General features: G+C 61.3%; 20 protein-coding genes. 10 read left to right on the top strand and 10 right to left on the bottom strand.

Annotation, left to right across the window (positions count from 1 at the left end; genetic code table 11):
* Positions 1-61: 61 nt before the first annotated feature.
* The gene (locus QFZ54_RS19065; RefSeq protein WP_307090119.1) at positions 62-2,053 is read left to right on the top strand and encodes a glycoside hydrolase domain-containing protein; all 1,992 of its coding nucleotides are present in this window, start codon (positions 62-64) and stop codon (positions 2,051-2,053) included.
* A 403-nt stretch (positions 2,054-2,456) separates the two neighbouring features.
* Here QFZ54_RS19065 and QFZ54_RS19060 read toward each other — a convergent pair whose 3' ends face one another.
* The 4 genes from QFZ54_RS19060 to QFZ54_RS19045 form a co-directional block, all read right to left on the bottom strand.
* Positions 2,457-3,599, bottom strand: a complete 1,143-nt coding sequence (locus tag QFZ54_RS19060; protein ID WP_307090117.1) for an alpha/beta hydrolase — start codon at positions 3,597-3,599, stop codon at positions 2,457-2,459.
* Between the two features lie 189 nt (positions 3,600-3,788).
* Positions 3,789-4,178, bottom strand: a complete 390-nt coding sequence (locus QFZ54_RS19055) for a hypothetical protein (RefSeq protein ID WP_307090115.1) — start codon at positions 4,176-4,178, stop codon at positions 3,789-3,791.
* Positions 4,179-4,366: 188 nt separating this feature from the next.
* Entirely contained in the window at positions 4,367-4,924 is a 558-nt protein-coding gene (locus tag QFZ54_RS19050; protein WP_307090113.1) for a hypothetical protein, read from the bottom strand.
* Positions 4,925-5,001: 77 nt separating this feature from the next.
* On the bottom strand, positions 5,002-5,274 hold the full coding sequence (locus QFZ54_RS19045) for a PadR family transcriptional regulator (protein ID WP_307090111.1): 273 nt from the start codon (positions 5,272-5,274) through the stop codon (positions 5,002-5,004).
* Positions 5,275-5,704: 430 nt separating this feature from the next.
* On the opposite strand from QFZ54_RS19045, the gene QFZ54_RS19040 reads away from it, so the two are divergent.
* A complete protein-coding gene (locus tag QFZ54_RS19040; RefSeq protein ID WP_307090109.1) occupies positions 5,705-6,694 on the top strand; it encodes a DUF2971 domain-containing protein in 990 nt (329 codons plus the stop codon).
* 852 nt (positions 6,695-7,546) lie between these two features.
* Here the strand turns inward: QFZ54_RS19040 and QFZ54_RS19035 are convergent.
* Both QFZ54_RS19035 and QFZ54_RS19030 read right to left on the bottom strand, forming a co-directional pair.
* Positions 7,547-8,263 (bottom strand): response regulator transcription factor, encoded by a 717-nt coding sequence (locus tag QFZ54_RS19035; protein ID WP_307090106.1) that lies wholly within the window; start codon positions 8,261-8,263, stop codon positions 7,547-7,549.
* A gap of 192 nt (positions 8,264-8,455) precedes the next feature.
* Positions 8,456-8,935: a hypothetical protein gene (locus tag QFZ54_RS19030; protein ID WP_307088409.1), complete on the bottom strand. Its 480-nt coding sequence runs from the start codon at positions 8,933-8,935 to the stop codon at positions 8,456-8,458.
* Positions 8,936-9,218: 283 nt separating this feature from the next.
* Between QFZ54_RS19030 and QFZ54_RS19025 the strand changes: the two genes are divergently transcribed.
* Positions 9,219-12,107 (top strand): TonB-dependent receptor domain-containing protein, encoded by a 2,889-nt coding sequence (locus tag QFZ54_RS19025; protein ID WP_307088411.1) that lies wholly within the window; start codon positions 9,219-9,221, stop codon positions 12,105-12,107.
* A gap of 95 nt (positions 12,108-12,202) precedes the next feature.
* On the opposite strand, the gene QFZ54_RS19020 is transcribed toward QFZ54_RS19025, so the two are convergent.
* The gene (locus QFZ54_RS19020; protein WP_307090104.1) at positions 12,203-13,876 is read right to left on the bottom strand and encodes a putative 2OG-Fe(II) oxygenase; all 1,674 of its coding nucleotides are present in this window, start codon (positions 13,874-13,876) and stop codon (positions 12,203-12,205) included.
* Positions 13,873-14,601, bottom strand: a complete 729-nt coding sequence (locus tag QFZ54_RS19015; RefSeq protein ID WP_307090102.1) for a 2OG-Fe(II) oxygenase — start codon at positions 14,599-14,601, stop codon at positions 13,873-13,875. Before QFZ54_RS19015 ends, QFZ54_RS19020 begins: the two co-directional genes overlap by 4 nt.
* A 64-nt stretch (positions 14,602-14,665) precedes the next feature.
* On the opposite strand from QFZ54_RS19015, the gene QFZ54_RS19010 reads away from it, so the two are divergent.
* Positions 14,666-15,406, top strand: coding sequence for a 2OG-Fe(II) oxygenase (locus QFZ54_RS19010; protein WP_307090099.1), 741 nt, complete (start codon positions 14,666-14,668; stop codon positions 15,404-15,406).
* A 24-nt stretch (positions 15,407-15,430) separates the two neighbouring features.
* On the opposite strand, the gene QFZ54_RS19005 is transcribed toward QFZ54_RS19010, so the two are convergent.
* Positions 15,431-15,556, bottom strand: coding sequence for a hypothetical protein (locus QFZ54_RS19005; RefSeq protein WP_307088419.1), 126 nt, complete (start codon positions 15,554-15,556; stop codon positions 15,431-15,433).
* A 129-nt stretch (positions 15,557-15,685) separates the two neighbouring features.
* Here QFZ54_RS19005 and QFZ54_RS19000 point away from each other — a divergent pair.
* The 6 genes from QFZ54_RS19000 (at position 15,686) to QFZ54_RS18975 (ending at position 21,857) form a co-directional block, all read left to right on the top strand.
* Positions 15,686-16,443, top strand: a protein-coding gene (locus QFZ54_RS19000) for an IS5 family transposase (RefSeq protein ID WP_307090096.1) whose coding sequence is annotated in 2 segments (ribosomal slippage) — positions 15,686-16,019 and positions 16,019-16,443 — 759 coding nt in all. Because the reading frame shifts where the segments join, the coding sequence is not laid out codon by codon here.
* Between the two features lie 614 nt (positions 16,444-17,057).
* A complete protein-coding gene (locus tag QFZ54_RS18995) occupies positions 17,058-19,394 on the top strand; it encodes an AAA family ATPase (protein WP_307090094.1) in 2,337 nt (778 codons plus the stop codon).
* Between the two features lie 299 nt (positions 19,395-19,693).
* Entirely contained in the window at positions 19,694-20,089 is a 396-nt protein-coding gene (locus QFZ54_RS18990) for a hypothetical protein (protein WP_307090092.1), read from the top strand.
* A 110-nt stretch (positions 20,090-20,199) separates the two neighbouring features.
* Complete coding sequence (locus QFZ54_RS18985; RefSeq protein WP_307090090.1) at positions 20,200-20,403, top strand: DUF5818 domain-containing protein; 204 nt, start codon at positions 20,200-20,202, stop codon at positions 20,401-20,403.
* A gap of 106 nt (positions 20,404-20,509) precedes the next feature.
* Positions 20,510-20,953 (top strand): hypothetical protein, encoded by a 444-nt coding sequence (locus QFZ54_RS18980; RefSeq protein WP_307090088.1) that lies wholly within the window; start codon positions 20,510-20,512, stop codon positions 20,951-20,953.
* 241 nt (positions 20,954-21,194) lie between these two features.
* A complete protein-coding gene (locus tag QFZ54_RS18975; protein WP_307090086.1) occupies positions 21,195-21,857 on the top strand; it encodes a recombinase family protein in 663 nt (220 codons plus the stop codon).
* A 117-nt stretch (positions 21,858-21,974) separates the two neighbouring features.
* Here QFZ54_RS18975 and QFZ54_RS18970 read toward each other — a convergent pair whose 3' ends face one another.
* Positions 21,975-24,188, bottom strand: a complete 2,214-nt coding sequence (locus tag QFZ54_RS18970; RefSeq protein WP_307090084.1) for a WD40/YVTN/BNR-like repeat-containing protein — start codon at positions 24,186-24,188, stop codon at positions 21,975-21,977.
* Positions 24,189-24,511: the final 323 nt, after the last annotated feature.

The following is a 24,511-nucleotide window of genomic DNA, read 5'->3' as shown; positions in this document are numbered from 1 at the left end:
TGGGCTCCGGCCTCCGCCGGGGAGGCGCGGTGTAAGGAGAGCTCTTCTGCTCGCGGCCATATTGGGGAGCCCCGCCGCCCTCACCGCACAAGAAACCCCCGCAGACCTCGTCGACCCGTTCGTCGGCACGCTCGCGGACTTCGGACAGCTCTCCCCCGCCGCGGTCGCGCCGTTCGGGATGATGCAGCTCGGCCCCGATACCAGCCCCGCCAACCACGCGGGCTATGATCACGCGGCGACCACATTGCTCGGCTTTTCGCATACGCGCGGCGTCGGGGTAGGCTGCGGCGGCGCAGGCGGCGACCTGATGATCTCGCTGCGCTATGCCGGCGCCAGCGGTCCCGCGCTGATCGACAAGCGCAGCGAAACAGCTCGGCCCGGCATCTACCGTGTCCGCTACGATGGCGGAATCCTCGCCGAGATGGTGGCGACGCGCGGTGCGGGCGTGTTGCGCTTCACCTTGCCTCGCGCCGGCGCGGTCGACCTGCGGATCGACCCACGACACAGTTATTCGAAGCGTCTGGCAGCAAGTTGGGCGAGCCTCGCCAGCGATGATGTCCGTGCCGATCTCGTCGCCGGCACGGTTTGCGATCAGGGCGCTTACCATCTCCACAGTGCTAGCCGGATCTTGGTCAACGGACGACCGATCCACCAGACGCTGACCGCGGGCGCGGAAGATCTGGCAACACTGCACCTCACCGGCAAAGCGGGCGATGCGATCGAGATCCGTACCGGGCTCTCCACCGTGGACGGACGCGGTGCGGCATCGGTGCGCGAGACCGAACTCGACAACCGTCCCCTCGCCACCGTCGCGACAGAGACGCGCGCTGCCTGGAACCGCATCCTCGGCCGTGTCGCGCTCAGCGGTTCGCAAGACCAGCGCGCGCTGTTCTACACGTCGCTCTACCGCGTGATGGAAACCCCGGTCGCAATCGACGATCCCGACGGGCGTCACCGCGACAATGAAAGCATCGTGGAGACCTCGCCCAAGGGCCGGACGCGCTACGCCAACTGGTCGCTATGGGACAATTACCGCACCCAGATGCCGCTGCTCGCGTTGCTCCAGCCCGAACGCAGCGCCGATATCGCTCAGTCGCTGGTCGCTCTCTACGCAGGCGGCAAGGCGCAATGGTCGACCCCACGCGAACCGTTCCTGACGGTTCGCACCGAGCATGCCGGGATCGCGCTGCTCGACATGCACCGCAAGGGCATCGCGTTCGACGCGGACGCCGCGCTGGCGGGAATGGTGGCAGACAGCGACACGCTCAAGCGCGCTACGCCGGACGAGCAGATCGAAGCCGCGTATGACGATTGGGCGACCGCCGAACTCGCGCGCGACCTCGGCCGCACCGACCTTGCGCGGGCCTTCACCGCCAAGGCACAAAGCTACCGCCCGATGTGGCGATCGGTGTTCCAGACGCCGGGCGTGGACGGCGACGTGGTCAAGGCGCGCGGGCTGTATCAGGGCACCTTGTGGCAATATCGCTGGGCGCCGATCTTCGACCTGCCGTGGATGACCGCGACGGTCGGGCGCGAACGGATGCTCGGCGAACTGCATCATTTCTTCGATGCCGGGTTGTTCAACATGACCAACGAGCCCGACATCCAGGTACCGTGGATGTTCGCCGCGCTGGGCCAGCCGCAAGCCAGCGCCGATCTGATCCACACGATCCTGACCAAGCCGATCGCGCATCCCTATACCAACAGCGGCAAGCTGCCCGTGCCGTTCGTCGGCCGCAGCTTCGCGCTGTCGCCGCAGGGGTTTGCCGACGGAATGGACGACGATGCCGGCGGGATGACCGCGTGGTACGTGTTCGCCACGCTCGGTCTGTACCCGCTGGTGCCAGGCGAGCCGTGGTACATCGTGACGACGCCAGCGTTCGCGCGAAGCTCGATTGATCTCGGCAATGGCCGCACGCTGACAATCCAGCGCTCCGGGCGCGAGAACGGCCGGATCACGCGCGCGAGCTTGAACGGACGGCCCCTTCCAAACTTCCGCGTCCAGCACGCGGATCTGCTAATAGGGGGGACATTAGAAGTCACGGCTCGATGACATATCCTGCGAACCCAAAGGTCGACGCTTTGACCCCGGATAATCTAGTTTAACGTTACTGTCGTTGGCGGCGCGGGCAAAGATTATGGATGATCGGTCATGCAAAGAATAATGTAGGGGTAGACCCACATCCGGACGCTTACGCCCCTTCCCTCGCTTCCCAACTTCGGACGCTGGTTCATCTTCGCGAACGACCGATTTTGAAGCCCGGCTATCAGCTCGCGAATCTCGTAATGAGAGAGGAGAGCGGAACGGCTACTGTTCGAGTCAGAACAGGCACAAACCCGATGAACGTTCATGTCGAGCGGACCGCGACCTAGCGCCGTCAAGCGCCCTTTAAAGGCCAAGAACCGGCGCCCAGAAGCAGCAATCGACTAGTCGTCGAGCGGCGAGAACGTGCGCGTTACCGCACTTGTCGTATACCCCTGCCACTTTTCGACGACAGTGTATCTCGAAGCCAGTCACCAACGATTTCCACAAGGCGAGGTGATCCGAGGTACGGGCCCAACTTCGACGCTTCATCCGGCGCGCCTGTGACTGCGCCTTCCTGGAACGAATGGCCGAGCCCGTCCAGCATCACAACTCGAGCGCGGGGGTTGCTCGCCAAGGCGGCACGTGCCGCAGGTGCGTCGTCCACCACCGTATCCTTAGTCCCGTAGATCGCTAGAACGGGTATGTGCAGAGCCTTGAGATCCGAGGCCGAGCGTAACTTGCTCCCTTTCCAGGCCTCTGGAACGTCGATCATCGCGAGCGCTTGTTCCGCCTGCGGCCGCGGGAACCCCGCTGCCTCGAACCGGTCGACAGCGTTTGCACGAAGGCGTGAGATCGTTGCCGCATCTCTGCTGTCCACGCGAGCCTGGAGCAAAGTCATAGCCGCATCCGTCGCCGGGCCGACGAGGGTGTCACGACCGCCGACAACCATCTTCATCATCTGCCTGTAAAGCCCCTTCCTGACGTAAGGCAGCCCGTCGCCAACATTGCCCGCCAGCGTCACCACGGCTGCAATGTCGGGATCTGCAGTCGCCGCAGCGGGCGCGATCACACCGCCCCCGCTATGGCCGACCAAAGCGATGCGGCTGCCGGCGATATCCGAGCGATGGCGCATCGCCGCAACAGCTGCGGCGGCGTCCGCGGTCAGCCGCTCGGGATCCTCTTCATAGATGCCGGTCGACTGCCCGACCCCGCGCTTGTCGTATTCCAAAGCAGCGATGCCGTCGGCGGACAGGCGTTTGATTAGCTCGGAAAAGCCGCCACGTTTATTGGGTCCATTCCCCTGGATCATCACGGCCAAGGGATAGGGACCCTTGCCGTGGCCTGCCGGCAGGTACAGCGTTCCCGCCAAAACAACATCCGGCTCGGATGAAATGCGAACATCGGTTGCGATCGGCCCGGGCACGGCCAAGCCAAGCCGGCTCGAAGGTTTGCCGACCTCTGCCTGTGACTGCGCCTCTACGCGGCCCGCGATGCCTGTCGCGAGAAGCGGCGGAAGGACTGCTAATAGGCGTATGGGGGGCCCCCGGAACGCATTGGTCATGGCTTTCATCATTGCTCCACCTCCTCACCGTGCAGCACGGCCGGTATGCCGTGCCGAAGTATTCCCACCGTTCTCTGCCGACCAGTCGCTCGTAGCGTTCAGCAGCCCTGGCTCCCGCTACGGAAACATATGTAGATTTGAGGGTCCAGCTATGCTGGCTTCGGACCTGATCACTCAAGCTGATTAACAGATGCTTCGAGATTAGTTGCGAAGATTTGGCGTCAGCCTTTTGAAGACATAGGGTGTCAAACCCTCATGTAGCGTAAGCTTTGTCGCTGAAGGTAGCCTGTCGAGGCGCAGCTTGCGCACAGAGCGCGTTCCATCCACGTCGAGCCCTTGATCGGATACGGCGCCGACGTCAAAGCGCGGCAAGATGTACCGCCCATCTGCATCTCTACCGACAATATAGGATATGGTTTGCTGATCGTTGAGCAGCATCTCGCCATCGGCTAGCTTTATCGTGCCACAAAAGTCGTTTGCGAACAGGCCGTTCGCGCTGGCGTCAACAACAGGCTCACGAACGAAGAGAAATAAAGCGATGAGTAAGACAGTGCCGGTTGCAACGACACCTATGCTAAGTACACGTCGCATCTTCGCTTCCCTTTCGCGTGTCGGACGCTGTTCCTCTCAACCCGTACACGGCTTCGGCGTTTCGTCGCCCCTCCGCGTTGAGCCTCGCCACCCTCGTGCTAAACATATAGCAACATATGTAGATTTATGAGTCAAGAGGTCCGCAGAGGTCCAACCAGCCGCGAGGATTGTTGGAGGGTCCCTACAAGCTACCGGGCAAGCAAATCGCGCGAGGCGCCGGCAAGAATCCGAATGTGCCAGCGCGAAATAGATACCACCGCCACAAATTCGATCGCCAGCTCCGCAACTTGCGCCCTCAGACACGACAAATCGAGCATCAATACGCCCATGAATAGCGACAGCGTGATCATTGCCGCTCCAATCAGCGTGCCGCACTTCACGATGCGCGGCCAATCCCCCTCTACGAGCATCCACGCAAGACAGAGGTGCGCCATACCGAGCAGAAGCCACGTGATAAGCAAGATCGGGATGGCGCTGTTCTGAGACCAGATCAAATAGAGATTCGGTCCGTCGGCGGCGCTTGGGATGCCGAAAGGAGGACCTCCTGCCGAGGATAGGAAGCCGACCGCCTGCTGGAACTGCAGAACTGCCATCGGGATGAGTAACCCCAGGGCGAGCGCGTAGTTCGCAAGGATGAGGCGTCCTTCGCTGTGCTTCCCAATCTCTCGCCACGCTGCAAACAGGCAGCCGAGAGCGAACAGGAATGGACGCCGATCCTCCACTGCGGCTTCGAACTCCGCTTCCATAGCCATCGCCCAGGTTCGGCGATCCGAGCCGAGAGACCGACTGGCCATTGACAGCAAGGCCCGCGAAACAGCTAGTGTCACGCGAAAGCGGCCTTGGTGAAGGTCAGCGGGCCGGCAGGTGTCGCCATCCGCGCAAATGCCACTCCAGCATTCGTTAAACGGTACGCATGTCGAGCAGGACGGCCAGGGCGTTCCGGTTCGCGCCACTCGGCCTCGACGAGCCCTTGATCGGTCATGCGGATCAGTAGCGGGTACAGCGTTCCAGACAGGAGCCCCGTTTCTCTCATCAGATCGTAGCCGTGGCGCCACTGCTGAGGGTGCGCCGACAGCGCCTCCAACAAGAGGAGCATTTGCTTAGATGGTCGACGATTACGGCCCATGCTCCTACTCAATCTAAGTAGAGTTACCTGTCAACCGTCCAGCAGGCATTGTGGACCTGCTATCCGCAGCTACGACGGTGGTGCCTGCCAGCTGGCGGTCAGCGAGGGCGCATGTCACACACAGCACCAAACTATGAGCGATGCGGTAACGACGTGGATCGACCAATTTAACCCGTTCAAATGGCTGAACTTGATCGCGGTCTGCCATCATGAAGCGAAAAGAACAAACTGCCGAAGTTGGGACAGGGAAGCACCCAATGGATGACCGATAGCTGGCGAAACACGCCCTGCCCTCCCGCTTCCGGCCAGACCCACAATCGGCCGTTCAAACTGTCCTTTTCGCTCGCCGGAAGCGGACGCCCATTCATCTCGGCCATAAATGACCGCTATAGCCAGCGCGATGAAAACGCCACCGAAGCTGTACCGCTACCGTCCGTTGGAGGATGCGCTGCTCAATCGTGAGCTCGGCGCCCTCCGGGACAGCTACCTCTATTCGCCGCCGTTCGCCGCCATGAACGATCCGATGGAGGCGTTTTACGAGACCGGCGGTCCAAGCGACCGGATCATCAACGCCATGCTCGCGCCCACCGGCAAGCGGATCAACGGCATGTACGAGATGCTGTCCGAGATGATCAACCGCTTCGCGCTGGTCTCGTTCGCCGGCACGCACGAAAACCTGCCAATGTGGGCTTATTACGGCAGCAACTTCGCCGGCATGTGCCTGGAGTTCGATGCGGCCGAGCTAGCCATCGGGGATTTCCAGAACGAGAAGCTGCGGCCGGTCACCTACGCCCGCAGCGCCCTGCCGCCGCTCACGGTCACCGACATGGCGCCCGAACGCCTGGAAGAGGCGGTGATCGCCCGCATCACCCGCAAGCGCAGCGAGTGGGCGCACGAGAAGGAATGGCGGTTCGTCACCGGCGAGGTCGGGCCGAAACATTACCTGGACGACGCGCTTCGGCGCGTGTTCCTCGGCCCGCGGGTCAAGCCTGAGCACGCGGCGCGCGTGTGTGAGGTGCTGGACCGTCGCCCGGTCGAAGTGCTGCAGGGCGAGACTCGAGGCTTCGAACTGGCGTTCCGCAGCATCAAGCCTGCGAGGCCGCCGGAGGAATGCGAGCGGGTTGGTGCGGGAAGGTTCGAGCCGAAGGACATCATCTACAAGCAAGAGGAGCTGGAGGCGTTCCTCGCCGGTCCTCTGGACGCGCTCCTCGACGAGTGCCGCCGGACTGCGCGCCGCCCGAACCTGGAGGAGATTGCAGACTTCGATGTTTCCGGGAACCACAAGGGGGCGGTGTTCATTTGGGCGACATACCGGCTGCGAAGCGGCCGGGACGTCTACCACAAGCGCTACTTCGATCGGCGGATGCGTCTCTTGCCCGAGAACGACTGAAGCAAACAGGCGTTGCTAGCGATCAAGCGAAGTCCCATCAGTTAAATGCGGGCGGCACGAAACCCATGTGTGGACATTCACGCCCCCTCTCGCGCTTCCCAGCTTCAGACGTTCGTTCATCGCCGCATCATGAGGTCTTCGGTTTTCGATTTCAGTCATGAACGTCGTGATCGGCAAGCAGGACCGTATGTTCGGGCCGCGAAGGTAGCCCGCCCCCGTAGTAGGCAGGATACGGGGGTGCACCGGATGCGTCGGCACCTAGCCCTAAGCTTGATTGAGGGCGGACGATGGAAGAGGATAGCGAACTTTTCGTCGGACTCGATACGTCGGAGTTGAAGATCTTGGTCGTGGTTGCCGATGGCGAACGGAATGGCGAAGTCCGGTTTTTTTTAGCGACATCTCAGCCGAGCCGGCGTCGGTGTTGACCAAACTGGCAAAGCAACCCGCCAAGCTTCACTTCGCTATGAGGCTGGTTTGAGGGGATACGAGCCTTACCGCCAGATCATTGAGCTGGACCAGGGTTCCGAGCTAATAGCGCCATCGCTCATGCCCAAGCGTCCCGGCGACCGGGTCAAGACCAACCGTCGTGATGCCGTAAACCTAGCCCAGCTCGATCGGGCTGGCGAGCTGACCGCGGCCTGGGTACCAGATGAACCGGATGAGGCCATTTGCGATCTGATACGAGCGCAAGAGGTCGCCACCCTAGCCCAATCTCGCTTAGAAGCCGCCAGCGACACCGATTATCGGGAAGCAGGCTTGCGGGGGTGGAAGGTATTGGTCTCTTCGACAGCGTCAGTCGCCATCGTATGGTTTACGGAGTGTTCGTCCATCAGGCTCCACGACGAATTCTCATCACCTCCGCTTCGCATCGGCGGGGGCTACCATTCTGTATCCCTGCCCGCGAACCGTCTGGATCAAATCCTGCCCACCGTATAAGGCTAATTTCCTTCGCAGCCGGCTGACATGGACGTCAGTAGATCGTATATCTACGCCGTCGCCAGAAGTGCTGACCAGGCTCGCGCGATCTTTGACGGCATCTGGATCAATGAACAAGCGACTCAATATAGCATACTCGACAATTGAAAGTTTCAGCAATTCCCCCGAAGGAGAGGCTAACTGCCTATTTGTGGAATTTAGCACCCAATCCGCAAAACTCAGCTTACCCTGAGAGGACTGGCAACTACACCCTTCGACCAGACTATTATGACGTTCCTTTTCGCTCAAACGGCGACGAAGTATGGCACGGATCCGAGCCGTCACCTCTCGAGGATTGCAGGATTTTGAAACAAAGTCATCGGCGCCTAGCTCAAACACGACTATCCTGTCCGTATCATCTTCCAGACTAGATCTTACCATGATCCCTGGTAGGTTCCGATAGTTGCTTAACCACTTTACAATATGCAAACTATCAGTGTCGGGCATTAAAAGGTCGATTACTATTAGATCGTAATCTATCATACCAACGCATACGTTCAGATCATCGGCGGTTTGTACCCGGTCAACAGTCATGGCATGGCGTCTTAACGTCTCAAGAAGCAAGACGTCATCATCATCAGTCTCGCTGGTCAAGATCAGTATGCGCGGTCGGCTGTTTGATCTGGCAGTGATTGAATCGAACTGGTCATTAAGCATAAGTATCGCTGCCGTTCATATGTAAGGGTATCTTCGCTAGCCGACTTATCAGTTCGAGCCCCCGAACGTCACCGAACTGTGGGTGAAGCCTGCACTTCTCGTTTCTCGCCCTTAGGCAGCGCCGTCCATCTATTGCAAGCGCTCGATCCGCAGGCTTCGATCGCCGTCGAAGGAGGCGACGAAGGTGCCAAGTGCGGCTCGTCTGATCTTCACCGGGTCTCCGATTCGAGGAGGGAACCGCGACGGTTCGGTAGTCCTCCACGTCGAACCGTCGGCTAAGCGGACGACCCAGCGATCTCGTCCCGATCGGGTCACGGTGCTGACCGAAGATTCGAAGTTCTGGATCTCAGGCATCCTCTCGCCCGAACGGCCGAAGAGATTGATCGTCGGGAGCTGAAAGCCGAAGAGCGACCGGCGTTTCTCCGCGACCTCATCACGGCTGAGGACAGCTAGGCCGTCACCGGCGCGTGCGACTTCCAAGGCGGACGATGCCCGATCGAAACAGGCTAGCCGACCGGCCGGCTCTGCGATCGCTCGACACTGCGTGACGGCGTCGATCAACTTCTCGCCATTGCCGATGCTCGGCGCGGTCTGCGCTGACGCCGGCATCATGACGGCGAAGATGGATATCGCAGATAGTGTAAGCCGGACATGTCGCACTTCGCTTCTCCCTCTTCATTGATAGCGTCTGCAGTTCCGCGGTGTGTCCGATTTGCCACAACAATGGCGAAACGCCTGATAGCGGATATTTCCGGCGCTTCCTACATTGCAACATTGTTTCAATAGAAGATACTAACAGTCATGCTTGGGTGCCTCGACGAGGGCCGAGGCTTCGAATGCTGCAGAACGTGCACAGCATGGTTGCGGACATACTTCTAAGGGGGATTACACTATGAACTTTCGTTCGCGTCTACTCGCAACGACGTTGGCGGCCAGTGCGGCAGCCGTCGTGGCTCCTGCCTATGCACAGACCGGTCCGGGATCGGATTCGGGCACGGGAACGCCGACAAACAACATCGATCAGAGCGCGACCGGCGAACCCGCCGAAGGCGACACTGTCGTCGTCACCGGGTCGCGCATTAAGCGTCGTGATCTGGAGACCGCCGCTCCCGTCGCCGTTGTCGGTCAGGAAGAGTTCAAGCTTTCTGGCACCGTCAACGTCGAGCAGGTGATAAACACGCTGCCGCAGGTCATTCCCGGCAGCACGTCATTCTCGAACAATCCAGGTGGCGGGGTCTCGACACTCAACCTGCGCGGTCTTGGTGAGAACCGTACGCTGGTACTGGTGAACGGCCGTCGCTGGATGTTCTACGATTCATCGCAGATCACCGACCTCAACACCATTCCGGCTTTCCTGCTCGAGGGTGTCGATGTCGTAACCGGCGGCGCGTCGGCCGTGTACGGTTCCGACGCTCTAGCCGGCGTCGTCAACTTCCGCCTGCGGACCGATCTGACCGGTGTCGAGGCCGGTGGTCAGTACAATCTGACCGAGCGCGGCGACGGTCGTCGTTACGAGGGCTATTTGGCGATCGGCACTGCGCTGAATGACAACCGCGGCCATGCGACCGTCTACGGCGAATATTACCGTCGTGAACCCATCTTCCAAGGAGCACGCAGCTATACTCGGGAAGCACTGGGCGAGAACGGCGATTCCTCGGCGCTCGTCCCCGGTGGCTCTTCGACGACGCCCGACGGCCGGTTCACCTCGACTTTCGCGCCTTCAGCCTGCCCGACCGGCAACGTGTATTGCGGCGGCGGGGCCTATTTCACTGCGCCAGGCGTCAGCCGACCGCGGGTCGGAACGGACCTTTACAACTTCGCGCCGGCAAACCTTCTTCAGGTTCCGCAGGAGCGCTACCTGATAGGGGGCTACGCCGATTACGACATGGGCGGCGGCAATACAGCGTACCTGGAGGCATCGTTCGTCAACAACCGCGTCGCCAACGAGCTAGCGGCGACCCCGGTCACGGGCACGTTCCAGGTCAACATCGCATCGGTTTCGCCGTTCCTCAACGCGGCGAATATAGCAGCGCTGCGTCAGCTGGACTCGGTAGTAGCAGCCGGCAACACCGTGGGCGACGGTGTCGTTCCGCTTTCGGTGTCACGTCGCGTGGTCGAGACCGGATCGCGCAATTCGCTCGACGAGCGTAACGCGTTCCGCATGCTCGTCGGCGTGAAGGGAGGTATCATCGAAGGCTTCAACTACGACGCCTATTACAGCTATGCCCGTACGCGGAACTCGAACGTCCAGTCCGGCAACATCTCGCGGTCGGCTTTCCAGGCCGGGCTCAACGGTACGGCATCCCCGATCAACATCTTCGGACCGAACACACTGACCCCGGCGATGGTCGATCAGATCACGATCCTCGCGCAGAACGGCGATACGTCCGTGCTGCAGGTCGCCAACGCATCGGTAACCGGCAGCCTGTTCAACTTCGGCTTCGGCGGCGACGACGTCAGCATCGCCGCGGGTGGCGAATATCGCAAGATGACGTCCGAGTTCATTCCCGACACCGCATTGTCGTCTGGCGACGTCATCGGCTTCAATGCCGGCGACCCGACTGCAGGCAGCTACAACGTGAAGGAACTGTTCGGCGAAATTCTCGTCCCGATCGCCGCGCGCACCGCAGGTATCTACAACCTGGAAATAAACGGTGCAGGACGCTATTCGGACTATTCGCTGTCTAATGTAGGCGGCGTCTGGACCTATGCAGGCGGCATCACCTACTCGCCAATCCGCGATATCAGCTTCCGCGGTCAGTATCAGCATGCAGTTCGTGCTCCTAACGTAGCCGAGCTGTTTGCAGGCGGGGCGGTGAACTTTCCGGGGGCGGTCGACCCTTGCGCAACGGCCGCTGCAGCATCCAACGGTACAACGAACGCTCTATGCGTCGCGACGGGCGTTCCGGCCGCACTGGTTGGTACGCCGGGCGTCCAGCTGAATACGCAGATCCAGAACCGGACTGGCGGCAACCCGAATCTGCAGGAGGAAACGTCTGACTCCTACACCGCGGGTATCGTGCTGCGGCCCAGCTTCCTGCCTGGCCTGTCGATGACGGCGGATTACTTCAACATCAAGGTCGAAAACACGGTCTCGACGCTTGGTGGTGGTTTGGCCAACTCGCTCGATCTTTGCTATAACGTCGTCCAGGACATCAACAGCCCCTATTGTCAGGCGTTCGTGGGCACCCGCAACGCACTCGGGCAGTTCGACGCGAGCAACCCACCGCTTATCGGCAATGCGAACGTGTCGACGCTGAAGGTCGAAGGTGTCGACGTTCAGGTCGATTACCAAACGCGCTTCCCGCTTTCACTGACGGGCAATGGAGACTCCAAGCTCTCCTTCTTCTTCCTCGGCACCTATACGCGGAAGAACGACCTCACGCCGGTTGCGGAGTTGCCGGACACGGTCAACGAGTGCGCCGGCAGGTTCGGTGTCCTGGCGTGTGGAAACCCGACGCCCAAGTACAAGTGGACGTCGCGCGTATCGTGGATGGACGGTGGCCTTACGACAAGCGTCCGTTGGCGGCACCTGTCGGCAGTACGTGACGATGACGATAGCACGGACTATTTCGTTGAGCGGATTCCCGCGTACAACCTGATCGATCTGAGCTTCTCGTTCGACATCACGGATCAGTACAACCTGTCGATGGGCGTCAACAACCTGTTCGACAAGAATCCGAGAATCCTCGGGTTCAACCAGCAGCAGGCCAACACCTACCCCAGCACTTACGATGTGCTTGGTCGTGACTTCTTTGTCTCGACCCGCTTCAAGTTCTGATCCGGTACGCGGCGGGCTGCGGCCCGCCGCCTTTCAGAACCTGTTCCATCAGCGCCTGTACGGGAAACCGTACGGGCGCTTATTTTATGAAACGGTTAGCGGTAGGGGGCGACGTCGAACGCGACTGTCATGCGCTTGCCCGTGCTAAAGCGACGCGTGCCGTGGTACAGCGTGCTCGGAAACAATGCGCAGAAACCCAGCTCGGGTTTAACGATCTGAACAGGTGGCAGCGCGAGCCGCAGATCGGCGGGCGGACGGCCAAGTTCCAATCCTCCGGCAAAAGGGTCTGCGCTCTCCGGTTCGGGCATTGACAGATAGCATGCCGAAGACAGAACGCCTTCGGGATGGATATGGCCCGTATGGAACCCGCCCTGCATCAGTCTGACAGACCAGCTACCGGCGACGCGCATGGGAGCATCGCGATACCGCAGTAGCGGATGCCCATCATCGCGAGGCGGAAGCGCATTCCGGTATCGTGTGATCGTTCGCACAACCGCCTCGTGGAACCGCGCGATCTCAGCTTCGCCGCGATCAAACAGTCCGCCGCGCGTCTGGCTGCCGTCGCGGACCGACTGGCCGATCGGCATGGCAGCGGTGTCGTGAAAACGATCAAGCACGGCTATCGCTGCATGCAGATCACGGTCACTCAGCTCGAGGGGCAGGAGACGGACAAACGTGTCCTGGTGAAGCCAAGCATGCCGCGGATCCTGGAGCATCCGCCAGGCGATATCGCGAAGCGCCCACGCCGCGACGGGGCCGTTGGCCTCGGCTATCGGGGCGAGGAGGCGTTCGGCGCGCTCCGGCTCCTCGCGCCGCAGCCAGTGACGCGCTTCGTGCATAGACCGATCGTCAGTGTCCAGGGTCAGGCGCGCGAAGATCGCTTCCGCGACGTCGTCTTCACCGGCTTCGCCCCGGTGAACGGCTTCGCGCAACGCGAGTTCGGGGTCCTCGGGGCATGCCCGGTGACCGATCCCTGCTGCATCGGCAGCCTCATGATAGCGATCGACGCCTGCTAGCATGCGGCACCACGAACGATACAGAAGAGCATTGTGGGGAAAGCGACGGACAGCGACTGCGTAATGCAGGCAGAAGTCCTGCCGTTCTCCGGCCGCCCAACGCAATTGTGCCAACAGTTCGAGTGCGTCCGGCCATTCCGGAAGCTGCTCGACGAGCGCTTCGGCTATCTGGCGCGCTTCCGCAGTACGTCCCACGTGATCGAGCGCGTTTGCGCGTCCCAGCCAGAGCAGGGCATCACCCGGTGCCAGGGCAAGCGCGCGATCGAAACGCTCCACCATGTCATCTTCGCCGCGGTCGAGCGCCATCCGTGCGCGTCCATGCAGCGCCAATGCGTGCGTGGGCGCGAGCGACAAGCATTGCTCGTAGCTGCGCGACGCTGAGACACGATCATCCAGCGCTACCTCGAGACCCGCACGCGCTGACCAATAGCGTGGCAGTCCCCGTAATCGGTGTTCCTCGGCGCAGAGTGTTGAAAGCGCCTCGCGTTGCTTACCCATTGCCGCGAGTGTGATCGCCCGATTGACGATGGCCTCGCCGAAATCGGCGTTAGCGGCGATCGCCCTGTCGAAACATGACAAGGCCTCGTCGTGACGTGCGGCTCTTGCATGAAAATTGCCCGCGCTGTTCAGCAGGGCGGCATCGCGGGGATATCGCACAGCTGCTTCGGCGAAGAGGCGGACCGCAACGGCATCGTCTCCAGACCGCGCCGCAGCCAGAGCGCGGTCGCGTAGGCTCGCGGCACCGTGCATCATCTGTCGCGAAGCCACCCCGTAACGGCAAACCGCGACGCGCGCGCAAACGGCGGGACGTAACTGACCTGATGCCTCTGAGGTACGCGGAACAAGTTCAACGCGTTGAACCGCGGACGCCATCCGGCGACGACATCGCCATCATCGTCGAGAAAGTTGAGATATCCGCCCCAGTCGGTGTGCCAGTCGTCATCAGCGACGTTCAGGACATACGCTACGCGGCGTCCCTCCGCCGCATGACTGTCGTCGTGAAGAGCGAGAAAGTCGCCGGCACTGAAGAACGTGGCTTGTGCATCAGCTTTGATGAGTTCCGGTATGCCGGTCACGGCCCGTGCGAGGTTCAAGAACGGCGCGTCATTCAGGTGTTCGACAAGCAGATCGTGGAGACCCCTGGCATTCCACTTTTCGATGTAGGCATGGACCATGGGATAATGCGCGAAACGAAATGCATAATCCCGTGATGCGGCCGCGGTGTTCACGGCCGCTGCGAGCGCGGTTCGGCGATCCGCCGGCATCGCACGCAGTTCTTGCTGACGCATCGAAGAAGGACCGTTGGTGCCGGCCTGCCATGCCGTTCCCCAAGGCGTTTCGTGCTGGAGAACGCGACGAACGACCCGTGCCGTGTGGTCGGTCAGGAAATCGCGTATCTGTACGCGATGATCACGCGCGAAGACGGTCGACGCCGTGGTCACATCTATCGACGGATTGATGTCGAACAGACGCTGCATCACGTGATCGTATTTTCCATTGGATCGTCGACGCGGGAGCATCGCGTGCGATAGGGTGGACGGCATGTCATCTTATCGCTTTTCCGTGAACCCAGCACTCAATGCAACCGCGTTGGCGGATCAGTTCGCGCGTGATGGTCGATTGCACATAGCGGATTTTCTCGAAGCCGAATGCGCCGCAGCCCTCCACTCCCTGCTGAGCAAGCGGACGGACTGGCGCTACCTCGTAAATAGTGGTGATCGCACGATTGAATTGGACCGTGCCACGCGGGCCGCCATGTCCAGTGCCCAGCGCGATGCCTTGGACAATGCAGTCTACGCATCTGCCCGCAGGGGCTTTCAATTCCGGTATGAAACGATACGCGTTCCCGATGACGAGGCGTCACGTCGCGCCAGCGACGATCCACTCGCTGCGTTTGCCTCGTGGCTCTCATCGGGTGAGCCTCGCGCGTTCCTACGGACGGTCACGGGGGCCGGGAATATCGATTTCGCCGACGCCCAGGCCACGGCCTATGGGCCCGGGGATTTTCTCACCGGTCATGACGATGCCGTCGATGGGCGCAATCGTCGTGCCGCCTATGTGCTCGGTCTCAATCCCATCTGGCGAACCGAATGGGGTGGACTACTGGTTTTCCATTCGGACGGCAAAGGGTGGCTGCGGGCCCTGGAACCCCGGTTCAACACTCTGAATCTGTTCAGAGTACCACAAATGCATAGCGTGTCCGAAGTAACGCGTGCGGCGGCTTGGAGGCGATACTCAATAACAGGCTGGCTGCGCGCCACGGGTAGCAAGCCTGACTCGTAAGCAGTTAGACCTCGGGTTCGATGGTCACGTCGGGCAGTCGGCGTCGCGAACCAGACGTTCGATGGCAAGTTCACCACCGATCTGGAACTGAGCTACACGTTCAAGTAATTCACCCTGTCCGTCGGCGCTCAGAATTTCACCGACGGGCATCTTAATCGGCTGACTCCCAATTCAACTATGCGGATCTATCCGCTCACCGGTGGCACATCGAACGGTTAGGGTCAGGACCCATTGATGTGAGAGGCGCGATCTGATTCAGGCTCCGTGAGGAGAGCGTGGATGAGCGACCTGTACTGGCTGACGGATGAGCAGATGGCGCGTCTGCAACCGTATTTTCCCAAGAGCCATGGCAAGCCTCGGGTTGATGATCGGCGGGTGCTCAGCGGTATCGTTTTCGTCAACCGCAACGGGCTACGCTGGCGTGATGCGCCGAAGGACTATGGGCCGCACAAGACGCTCTACAATCGCTGGAAGCGGTGGGGCGAGAGGGGTGTGTTCTTGCGCATGATGGAGGGGCTCGCGGCAGCAGAAGCCGTACCGAAAACGGTCATGATCGACGCGACCTACCTGAAGGCACACCGCACGGCATCGAGTCTGCGGGTAAAAAAGGGGATCTCGGCCGCCTGATCGGCCGCACGAAAGGCGGCATGAACACCAAACTGCACGCCGTCAGCGATGCGGATGGGCGGCCCTTGAGCTTCTTCATGACCGCCGGGCAGGTCAGCGACTACACCGGCGCGGCAGCCTTGCTCGACGATCTGCCGAAAGCACAGTGGCTGCTTGGCGACCGTGGTTATGACGCCGATTGGTTCAGGGACGCCCTGGAAGCCAAGGGCATCCAGCCCTGCATCCCGGGCCGCAGATCGCGGAACGAGCCGGTCAGATACGACAAGCGCCGCTACCGGCGCCGCAGCCGCATCGAGATCATGTTCGGCCGTCTGAAGGATTGGCGCCGCGTCGCCACTCGCTACGACCGCTGCCCAACCGTCTTCTTCTCTGCCGTCGCGCTCGCGGCCACCGTCATCTTCTGGCTATGACCAATGAGTCCTGACCCTAGGTTTATCCGGGTAACGGCGGCCCGTTCGGCTTTGACGAAGATTTTTACTACACCCGTCTACGCGTGTAAATCTGAGATGTCGTGGGGCCGCGACCGCGCACCCACGGTTTACAACTCGTGACGTGGCATGTTGACTGGACTACTCTTCAGCCCCCGATCGTAGACGTCTCGCGCGGAACACTCTCAAACGAACGGACTCGTTACGCGGGAACACGCAACCACTAAGCCTGCCGCTGGTTTACAGTAAACATCATCGGCGGCCGGTCCGGTTCATCGCCGCGCTTGCCGACCGGTATGAGGACGCACATGAGGCCATACCAAGTGGCTTGGAGGCTACCCGGGAGCGGACGTCGGTTCAGGTGCAGGTTCTCGACTTGAATTCGCGATTGAGGCTGGCGTCCTTGAGCTAGGCAGCCGCTTCAGGGGAGCCGCGGGCAAGGGCTGCATCTTGAAAAGTCAGTGACGGCAGCGAATCTCAGGGAGGTTCGGAGCGACTCGCCGCCTGCGTAAAACTCGTTACTATTCAAGATTTAATATCATGTTTTCGGATGTAGGGCTTTCGCGGTCCCCTAGTCTTCATGCATTATGGTGCCGATGGCATTGCTTGGCATCGAAATCGCGATCCGGGGGGTTGCTTTGCTCAAACGTTTTCAGTTACTTCGCAATGTCGGTCAGTACGCTTCAGTCAGTGCGGGCGCACAGATCCCGCTCTCGACGCTAACGCTGATTTATGGTGAGAACGGACGCGGCAAGACGACCATTTCGTCCGTGCTGCGCTCGCTCGGCACGGGCGATCCGAGCCATGTGCTGGAGCGTCACCGCCTTGGGGCAGCACACCCGCCGCACATCGTGCTGGCCTTTGCCGGGGGCGTCACTGCGCAGTTTCAGAATGGCGTTTGGTCGGCCCCTATGCCGCGTTTTGCCATCTTCGATGATGCCTTTATCGCCGCGAATGTCTGCTCGGGCGTCGAGGTCGAAGCGGGTCACCGCCAGAACCTGCACGAACTAATCCTTGGCGCGCAGGGCGTGACGCTCAATGCGGCGCTGCAGGGCCACGTGGCGCGCATCGAGGAGCACAACCGGGCGCTGACGCTGAAAGCAAACGCCATCCCGGCGCCTGCGCGCGGCAGCCTAAGCGTGGATGATTTCTGCGCTCTCGCTGCGGATCCCGACATCGAGGCTTCGATTACCACGGCCGAGCGCAACCTTGCGGCCGCACGCTCTGCAGATGCGATCCGCCAGCAGGCGAGCTTTGCGCCCATCACACTTCCCATCTTCGAAGCTGATGGCATCGCCGCGCTTCTGGCCCGGACACTGCCGGACCTCGAGGCCGAGGCCGCTGCACAGGTGCGGGTGCAGCTGCGCAGCCTGGGCCAGGGCGGCGAGACATGGGTGTCCGATGGGATGACCCGTATTGCTGGCGCGTCGGCAAAGCGGGAGCACGAGGCTTGCCCGTTCTGTGCGCAGGATTTGGATGGCTCCCCCCTCATTGCGCACTATCGCGCCTTTTTCAGCCAAGCCTACGACGGTCTGAAATTGGCGATCACGGCGACGGGCCAGGGTATCAACACGACCCATGGCGGCGAAGTGCCGGCCGCTTTCGAACGGGCCGTGCGCATAGCCGCACAGTGGCGTACTTTCTGGAATGAATTCACCGACGTTCCCGAAGTCGAGGTGGATACGGCTGCTGTCCTACGAGCTTGGACCGCTGCACGCGAGGCGGTCCTGACGTTGCTGCGCGCCAAGGCGTTATCGCCACTTGAAGCAATGACGCTGGCACCCGAAACCCATGCCCTCATTCAGGAATATGATGCCCGCCGTGCTGAGGTTGCGGCGCTGTCGGCCGCGCTGCAGGCGTGCAACCTGCCGATCGCCGTCGTGAAGGAACAGGCGGCAAACGCCGATGCCGGCGCGCGTGCGGCTGACATCGCCCGCCTGCAGGCCGTTGGCGCGCGCCATAGCAATCCAGTCAAGGACCTTTGCGAGGATTACCTTCTTGAGAAGGCGGGCAAGACCGCCACGGAAACCTTGCGCGCGCAGGCTCGGACGGCACTCAACAACTATCGCCAAAACATCTTTCCCGCCTATGAGGCGGCTATCAACACGTACCTGCAGCGCTTTAATGCCGGGTTCCGGCTGGCCTCTGTCAGCGCCCAGAACACCCGCGGCGGATCCTCATGCTCTTACAGCGTCGTCATCAACAATGTGCAGGTGGCGCTGACCGCGAATGCCGGTCCCGCCTTCCGCAACACCTTGAGCGCCGGCGACCGCAACACGCTTGCGCTCGCTTTCTTCTTCGCGTCGCTCGACCAGGATCCGCAGCTGGCGCAGAAGATCCTCGTCATCGACGATCCCATGACGAGCCTCGACGAGCACCGTTCCATAACCACCGTACAGGAGATGCGCCGCATGCAGGCGCGGGCCAGCCAGATCATCGTGCTTTCGCATTCCAAGCCCTTCCTGTGCCAGCTTTGGGAAGGCGCCACCCCGGCCGTCCGGCAAGCGCTGCTGATCCAGCGCGATACCGTGGGCTCGACGCTGGCGGTCTGGGACGTGAACCAGGACTGCATCACCGAACACGACAGACGCCACGCGTTCGTTCAGCAATACCTGCAGGCGGCGAATCCGGCAGCTGAGCGGCGGGTCGCGGTCGCGCTGCGCCATATCCTCGAAGCCTTCATGCGCGTCGCCTATCCGGCCGCATTCCCGCCCGGCATGCTACTTGGGCCGTACCTCGGGATTTGTCAGCAGCGGGTGGGCCAGCAAAACCAACTGCTAAGCCAAGCCGACATCGACGAACTACGCGCGCTGCTCGTCTACGTGAACCGCTTTCACCACGATGCCAACGCCGCCTACGAGACGGAAGCGATCAACGATCAGGAGCTAACGCATTTCAGCGAGCGCGTGCTCGCGTTCGCGCGCCGGAGCTAGTCAGATGTGGACCAAAAGCGCCTTTGCCGCCGGTACACAACCGCCGATGACTTGCTTAGGGTCTTGATGTCCGAGAGTTGCGGTCATACCGTCCGTCACGAAAAGCAGGTATGCCTTCTCCCTCGTGAACGGCAGCTCGCTAACGCTGACTGCCCGAAGGCAGCCATTACCGTTTCCACCAGAAAACGGTCCGTCGCCCCCTGCTCCACAGCCTGAACGAACGTCCGGTTACGCCGATCGCTGCCCGAAAACGGCCGGACCGCTTTCCACCAGTTTTACCGTAAATGCGGACGTTCCGCATGTACCGTGATGGCGCCGTTCACTCTTTGAAGCTGTGCGTTCCTGCAGCTTTGGGATCTGCTGCCAGAACGCGGCGCGGTTCTTCATTAAAAAAGCTTCTTCCGCCTGCAGATAGCGGTCATTTTTGGCCGAATGACCTCAGCCAACCGGCCGTAAATGCCCCTGCCGCCCCCGCGACGTTTATGATAAAAGGCGGCATGCTCAAGACAAGAATGAAGCGGGTCGCCGATCGCGGCGATCACGCGGTGCGGCGGCTTGCCGAGATCGAAGCCTCGATCGCGGACCTTTCCAACGAGGATCTGCTCGATTTGGCCGACATCTTTAAAGCCGAGCCCCGCTCACCAATCGGGGATATGGCATTCGTTGAAATGGCGCGGCGGAATATCAGTCTTTAGAGACCGATCGGGAACGAATTAGCAGGATCATCGGACTACCAAGCAGCATCGGCTGCCCCAAAGATCTCCCGCAATTTTTGCATAATCATCAACGGAGCGACGACATAGCGATGGTAGCGAGTGGTACCCAGATCAATGAGATAGGCACCTTGGTCTGCGATGGCGGAGCCTTCTATCTTCGCCGCGATGTCGGTGGCCGCTACGAGCTGAAATTGCATCGAACCCCCGTAGATCTGGTAGAGAAGCGCGTCCGGCTTATCGGAACATTGGTTGGCCCGGATCTGGTGAACGCTGACGGCGTTGCGCCAGCTTAGTTGGCTGGACATTTGTCCCGTTCAGTCGTCAGCCACTGGCCGCGATTTTGATTCAACCTGACTCATTGGCGTTGCGCTCAAACCACGAACGGGCATCATCCATACCATGGAACAGCGGATCATTCATGCCTGTGGTCATGAGCAGGCTCATCATCTCACCGGCTTTGAAAGCCAGCAGGAACGTAAGGCCAAGTGGCTGAAGACGACTACCTGTCGAGACTGCTTCGTTGCGGAAAAGCGCGCTGAGGAGGTCGCTGCGGCAACGTCAAGCAGCGCCGCTGTCTCACACCTTGTTCTTCCGCCGCTGACTGGGACCGATCGGCAAATCAGCTGGGCGTCGACGATCAGGATCAAGCGGCTCGCAGCGCTAACAAATCCGAACAACGACGCCGACTGTTGCGCTTGTCTCCAGGTGACTGACGCCAAATGGTGGATCGATTACCGCGATCTGACGGACGCCGATCTGGTGGCGGCAGCAACGAAGGCGTCGGGCATCCAAAACGTCACGGCAGTGACGGCGTCGATCACCGACATGCCTCGGACAGCATAATATAGCTGACGGCGTCGCACGACCAGCCTTGGAGAAACGGTGTCATTGATAGCACGAACTCGACGGGATACCGCGCGCTCACCCCACTGCCCGATATCCAAGCCGGTGCAAAACGTCCGTCTGCAGTACAGTACTTTTAGGGTATGCCTTTCGCAGACCTCCCTGTAACTGGTACTTTATGCCCGTCCTGATGGCGTAAAAAGGACTGGACTAATAAGCACCACATATAGCAGAGTGCGGCATGTTCGTCCGAGCCTATCTTCGCGCATCCACCTCCGAACAGGATGCGTCGCGGGCCAAGAGCGCCCTCGACGTTTTTGCGACTGAGCGCGGGCTTCGGATTGCGGCCCGCTATGTCGAAAACGAGAGTGGAGCCAAGCTTCACCGGCCAGAGCTGTTCCGCCTGCTGTCGGATTGCGAGCCGGGAGACGTGCTCCTGGTCGAGCAGGTTGATCGGCTTTCCCGCCTAACCTCACCGGACTGGATCAAGCTGCGCAATTCAATCGACGCCAAGCAGGTCCGGATCGTCGCGCTCGACCTGCCGACGTCGTGGATCCTGACGGCACCGACCGATGAGTTCACCGGCCGAATGTTCGCAGCGGTCAACGCCATGATGCTCGACGTACTCGCCGCGGTTGCCCGCAAGGATTATGAGGATCGCCGTCGTAGACAGGCCGAAGGCACTGCAAAGGCCAAGGCAGCGGGCCTTTATAAGGGACGCCCCGAGAACAAGACCCGCAACGCGGCTATCTCGAGCCTTCTCCGCGATGGCCGAAGCTGGCGCGATATAATGAATGCGACTGGGTGCAGTCGAACGCTGCTCGCCAAGATTGCTCGTGATCGCCGTCTACAGGCGGAGGCTGACGCAGCGATCGGGGCGGCTAAGTCAGATGCGCATCCCTAATGTGCGCGTCATGACCCAGCGGCAGTTCTGGAAACCGCTTGATCCTGGGGATTCTAGTGTCGTGTGCAGAGGCGGGTTGCGCCGCGCTCATTCCCGCCAGAACGTTAATTTGCGGGCTCATTGAACCTCCGTGGGGTCGCCGTAGAACAGGCCACGACCGTCCGTACCGATATAGACGCGGCCTTCGCGCCGGGGGTCGCCCGATATGACACGGTACCTTGCGCCCCAGCGATGCGCATCGTCGTCGATGCGCGACCAGCTTCCCCCGCGGTCTACCGACCGCCACACGCCGTGAACACCGTCGAGCGTTCCGACCGCAAACAGACCGTTCTTGCCAAGCCCGTAAAGTTCGACACGGAGGTTGCCGCTGGCAGGGACGAAGCTCTGCCCGGCATCGTTGCTGAGGAACAGCCGCTCCCCCGCCTGCAGCCACAGCGTGCCCGTCCGGGAGGGGGCTACGACAAGTGCGCTCTGCGCCTCGCGGTCCTGCCTTCCGGCTCGGCTGAGACCGGCGGGCAGTCCGCGCGCCGCCACGGACGCGAAACTAGCCGCCGCATCGCGCGAAACGAGTACCCGGCCGCGATAGACGTCCACGGCGTAGAATAGACGCGGATCACGCTTGTCGGCCACCGCGCGGGTCTTGCCCGGCAGGCCGCGAACTACGGACCAGCTGTGTCCGCGATCGCGCGAGACTTGCGGAACAGGGGTCGCTACCACGATTGTCGCGCCGTCCGCCGAAACGCTGATCGGCCAATCGCCGTTCAGATCCTCGCGTTTCGCCGGATCACCCATCGACGGCAACTTGACCATCGTCCACGTCCGGCCGCCATCCTCGGATCGCCCCATCGAGGCCTCACGCAGTCGGTCGAGGTACAAACTCCCGCTACGCACGATCACGTTCGGTCTCAGCCCGGCATAATCGATGTTGTTGGTGTTCGACATGTACGGATTGATGAAGGTCGGCTGCGGCGAACGGTCGAGATCGTCATGGATGAAGCCGGCCAAGTCCCCGAAGCCCGAGATCAGTGGCGCGCCGCCTGTCGGCGACGCAAGCGTGATGACTGCGGTCTGTTCGATGCCCTTGGTCCACGGCGTCCAGTTGACGCTCGTACTGCTCACCCCGTGTGTCGCATAGACCGTCGCACCGGTCGTATAGGCGACGTGTGCCGGATCGAATGGATCGATTGCAAGACCTGAGATCCAGTGTCCGAAATCGGCGCCCTTGCCTTCATGCAGCAGGAACGGCGTCTCGGATACGTCGCGCCGGCTGCGCAGACCTACATCGTCCCAGCTGCGCCCGTCGTCGCGGCTGATCCAAAGCGAATCCCCACGCCGATATCGGTCGACGGTCGTGACCGCGACGGTGCCTGGCGTCATCCGCGAGACCGAAACACCAAGGAACGCTCCCTCCGCCCCGGTTTCGCGCCACGCCGTCGGCGTCACGTCGCGCCCGCGTCCGTCGGCCTCGTAGCGCCACACCGCTCCGGTCGCGATGCCGCTCGGTCCAAGCCCGCTCGCATAGCCGACCCACAACACGCCACGCGCATCGACAACGCCCTTTGCCGCCAGCATCGCCGGTCCCGTTACCGCGACCCACGTCTGTCCACTGTCGTCCGATCGATAGAGATGTACTTCACCCTGATCTGCCACGCCCGCCCAAATCCGACGGGACGGCCTGCCTTCACCACCGCTCGTACCGTCGATCGATACGAAGGAGACGCCGCCATGGGTCTTTCGGGGCGCGGGGGGCCCAAGCCCCGCCACAGGAAAGCTTGAGACCTTGGCCCAGGTCGCACCGGCATCGTCGCTGCGCCACAAGCCGTCATGACGCGAACCGAAGAACAGGCGACGCGTTTGATTGGGATCGACAGCTAGCCGCTCGCCGAGCCCGCGGCCGTCCTCGTTACCGCCCATCGCGAACGGCACCGGCGTGATGCGCCAGGACCGACCGCGATCTACAGACCGGAGGATCGCAGCCGGCTGGCCGGCATTCATGCCGGCGGCCATGTAGACGATGTCCGGGTTGCGCGGATCGGGCGCTATGCTTTCGATGCCCATGTAGCTCTCGACGGCGTTGCCGTCCTGCAGCGGTAGCCAGCGCTGTTCCTGGTCGTCCCAGCGATAGGCGCCCCCCATATCCGTGCGAAGATAGGCTAGACCGCGCTCCGCCGGACTGAACACGATGTTGGGGGCATAGCCGCCCGCCCCCACCTTCACGTTGGTCCAAAGATACGGGACAATTTCAGGCGCGCGAGCCGACGCAGGAACCGCGAGCGCCATTAGCACAGTCGCACCAATCGCGCGCGATCGTCTAGGAAGTGATCGGATCATGAGGACTCCCGCATAGTCGCAGCCCAATGCTGTGCGACTTTTCATAGGTCGGTATCGCCGCCGCGGTTTTGTCGATCATGTAGTGAACATGCGCCATAAACCGCGTGGATGAATCCTACGGCAGTGCAGCCACGGGCGGGTCGACCGAACCCGCCCAGATGCGTCGACTAAGTAGCTCCGCGATCCCGCCGTTCGGCGTGAACACCCCAACACTTTTCTGGACGGTAATGACACCGGCAGCGCCGCCAGTTCCTGCCGCTACCCTAGTCGGGAAACGGGCGCCCGTTTAGGGGACGCCTCTCGATCCTGCCGGAGGTGGATCA

Origin of the sequence: Sphingomonas faeni, assembly GCF_030817315.1 — a bacterium.
GTDB classification, from domain to species: domain Bacteria; phylum Pseudomonadota; class Alphaproteobacteria; order Sphingomonadales; family Sphingomonadaceae; genus Sphingomonas; species Sphingomonas faeni_C.
This window is presented reverse-complemented; position numbering and strand designations above follow the sequence as displayed.

What these genes read in the sequence shown, in the direction of transcription:
- QFZ54_RS19060 (WP_307090117.1), bottom strand. Translation starts at nt 3,599, where the DNA reads ATGATGAAAGCCATGACCAATGCGTTCCGGGGGCCCCCCATACGCCTA.
- QFZ54_RS19045 (WP_307090111.1), bottom strand. Translation starts at nt 5,274, where the DNA reads ATGCTCCTCTTGTTGGAGGCGCTGTCGGCGCACCCTCAGCAGTGGCGC.
- QFZ54_RS19055 (WP_307090115.1), bottom strand. Translation starts at nt 4,178, where the DNA reads ATGCGACGTGTACTTAGCATAGGTGTCGTTGCAACCGGCACTGTCTTA.
- QFZ54_RS18970 (WP_307090084.1), bottom strand. Translation starts at nt 24,188, where the DNA reads ATGATCCGATCACTTCCTAGACGATCGCGCGCGATTGGTGCGACTGTG.
- QFZ54_RS18985 (WP_307090090.1), top strand. Translation starts at nt 20,200, where the DNA reads ATGGTAGCGAGTGGTACCCAGATCAATGAGATAGGCACCTTGGTCTGC.
- QFZ54_RS19015 (WP_307090102.1), bottom strand. Translation starts at nt 14,601, where the DNA reads ATGCAGCGTCTGTTCGACATCAATCCGTCGATAGATGTGACCACGGCG.
- QFZ54_RS19005 (WP_307088419.1), bottom strand. Translation starts at nt 15,556, where the DNA reads ATGCCCGTCGGTGAAATTCTGAGCGCCGACGGACAGGGTGAATTACTT.
- QFZ54_RS18995 (WP_307090094.1), top strand. Translation starts at nt 17,058, where the DNA reads ATGGCATTGCTTGGCATCGAAATCGCGATCCGGGGGGTTGCTTTGCTC.
- QFZ54_RS19010 (WP_307090099.1), top strand. Translation starts at nt 14,666, where the DNA reads ATGTCATCTTATCGCTTTTCCGTGAACCCAGCACTCAATGCAACCGCG.
- QFZ54_RS19025 (WP_307088411.1), top strand. Translation starts at nt 9,219, where the DNA reads ATGAACTTTCGTTCGCGTCTACTCGCAACGACGTTGGCGGCCAGTGCG.
- QFZ54_RS19050 (WP_307090113.1), bottom strand. Translation starts at nt 4,924, where the DNA reads ATGGAAGCGGAGTTCGAAGCCGCAGTGGAGGATCGGCGTCCATTCCTG.
- QFZ54_RS18980 (WP_307090088.1), top strand. Translation starts at nt 20,510, where the DNA reads ATGGAACAGCGGATCATTCATGCCTGTGGTCATGAGCAGGCTCATCAT.
- QFZ54_RS18990 (WP_307090092.1), top strand. Translation starts at nt 19,694, where the DNA reads ATGTACCGTGATGGCGCCGTTCACTCTTTGAAGCTGTGCGTTCCTGCA.
- QFZ54_RS18975 (WP_307090086.1), top strand. Translation starts at nt 21,195, where the DNA reads ATGTTCGTCCGAGCCTATCTTCGCGCATCCACCTCCGAACAGGATGCG.
- QFZ54_RS19030 (WP_307088409.1), bottom strand. Translation starts at nt 8,935, where the DNA reads ATGCCGGCGTCAGCGCAGACCGCGCCGAGCATCGGCAATGGCGAGAAG.
- QFZ54_RS19020 (WP_307090104.1), bottom strand. Translation starts at nt 13,876, where the DNA reads ATGATGCACGGTGCCGCGAGCCTACGCGACCGCGCTCTGGCTGCGGCG.
- QFZ54_RS19040 (WP_307090109.1), top strand. Translation starts at nt 5,705, where the DNA reads ATGAAAACGCCACCGAAGCTGTACCGCTACCGTCCGTTGGAGGATGCG.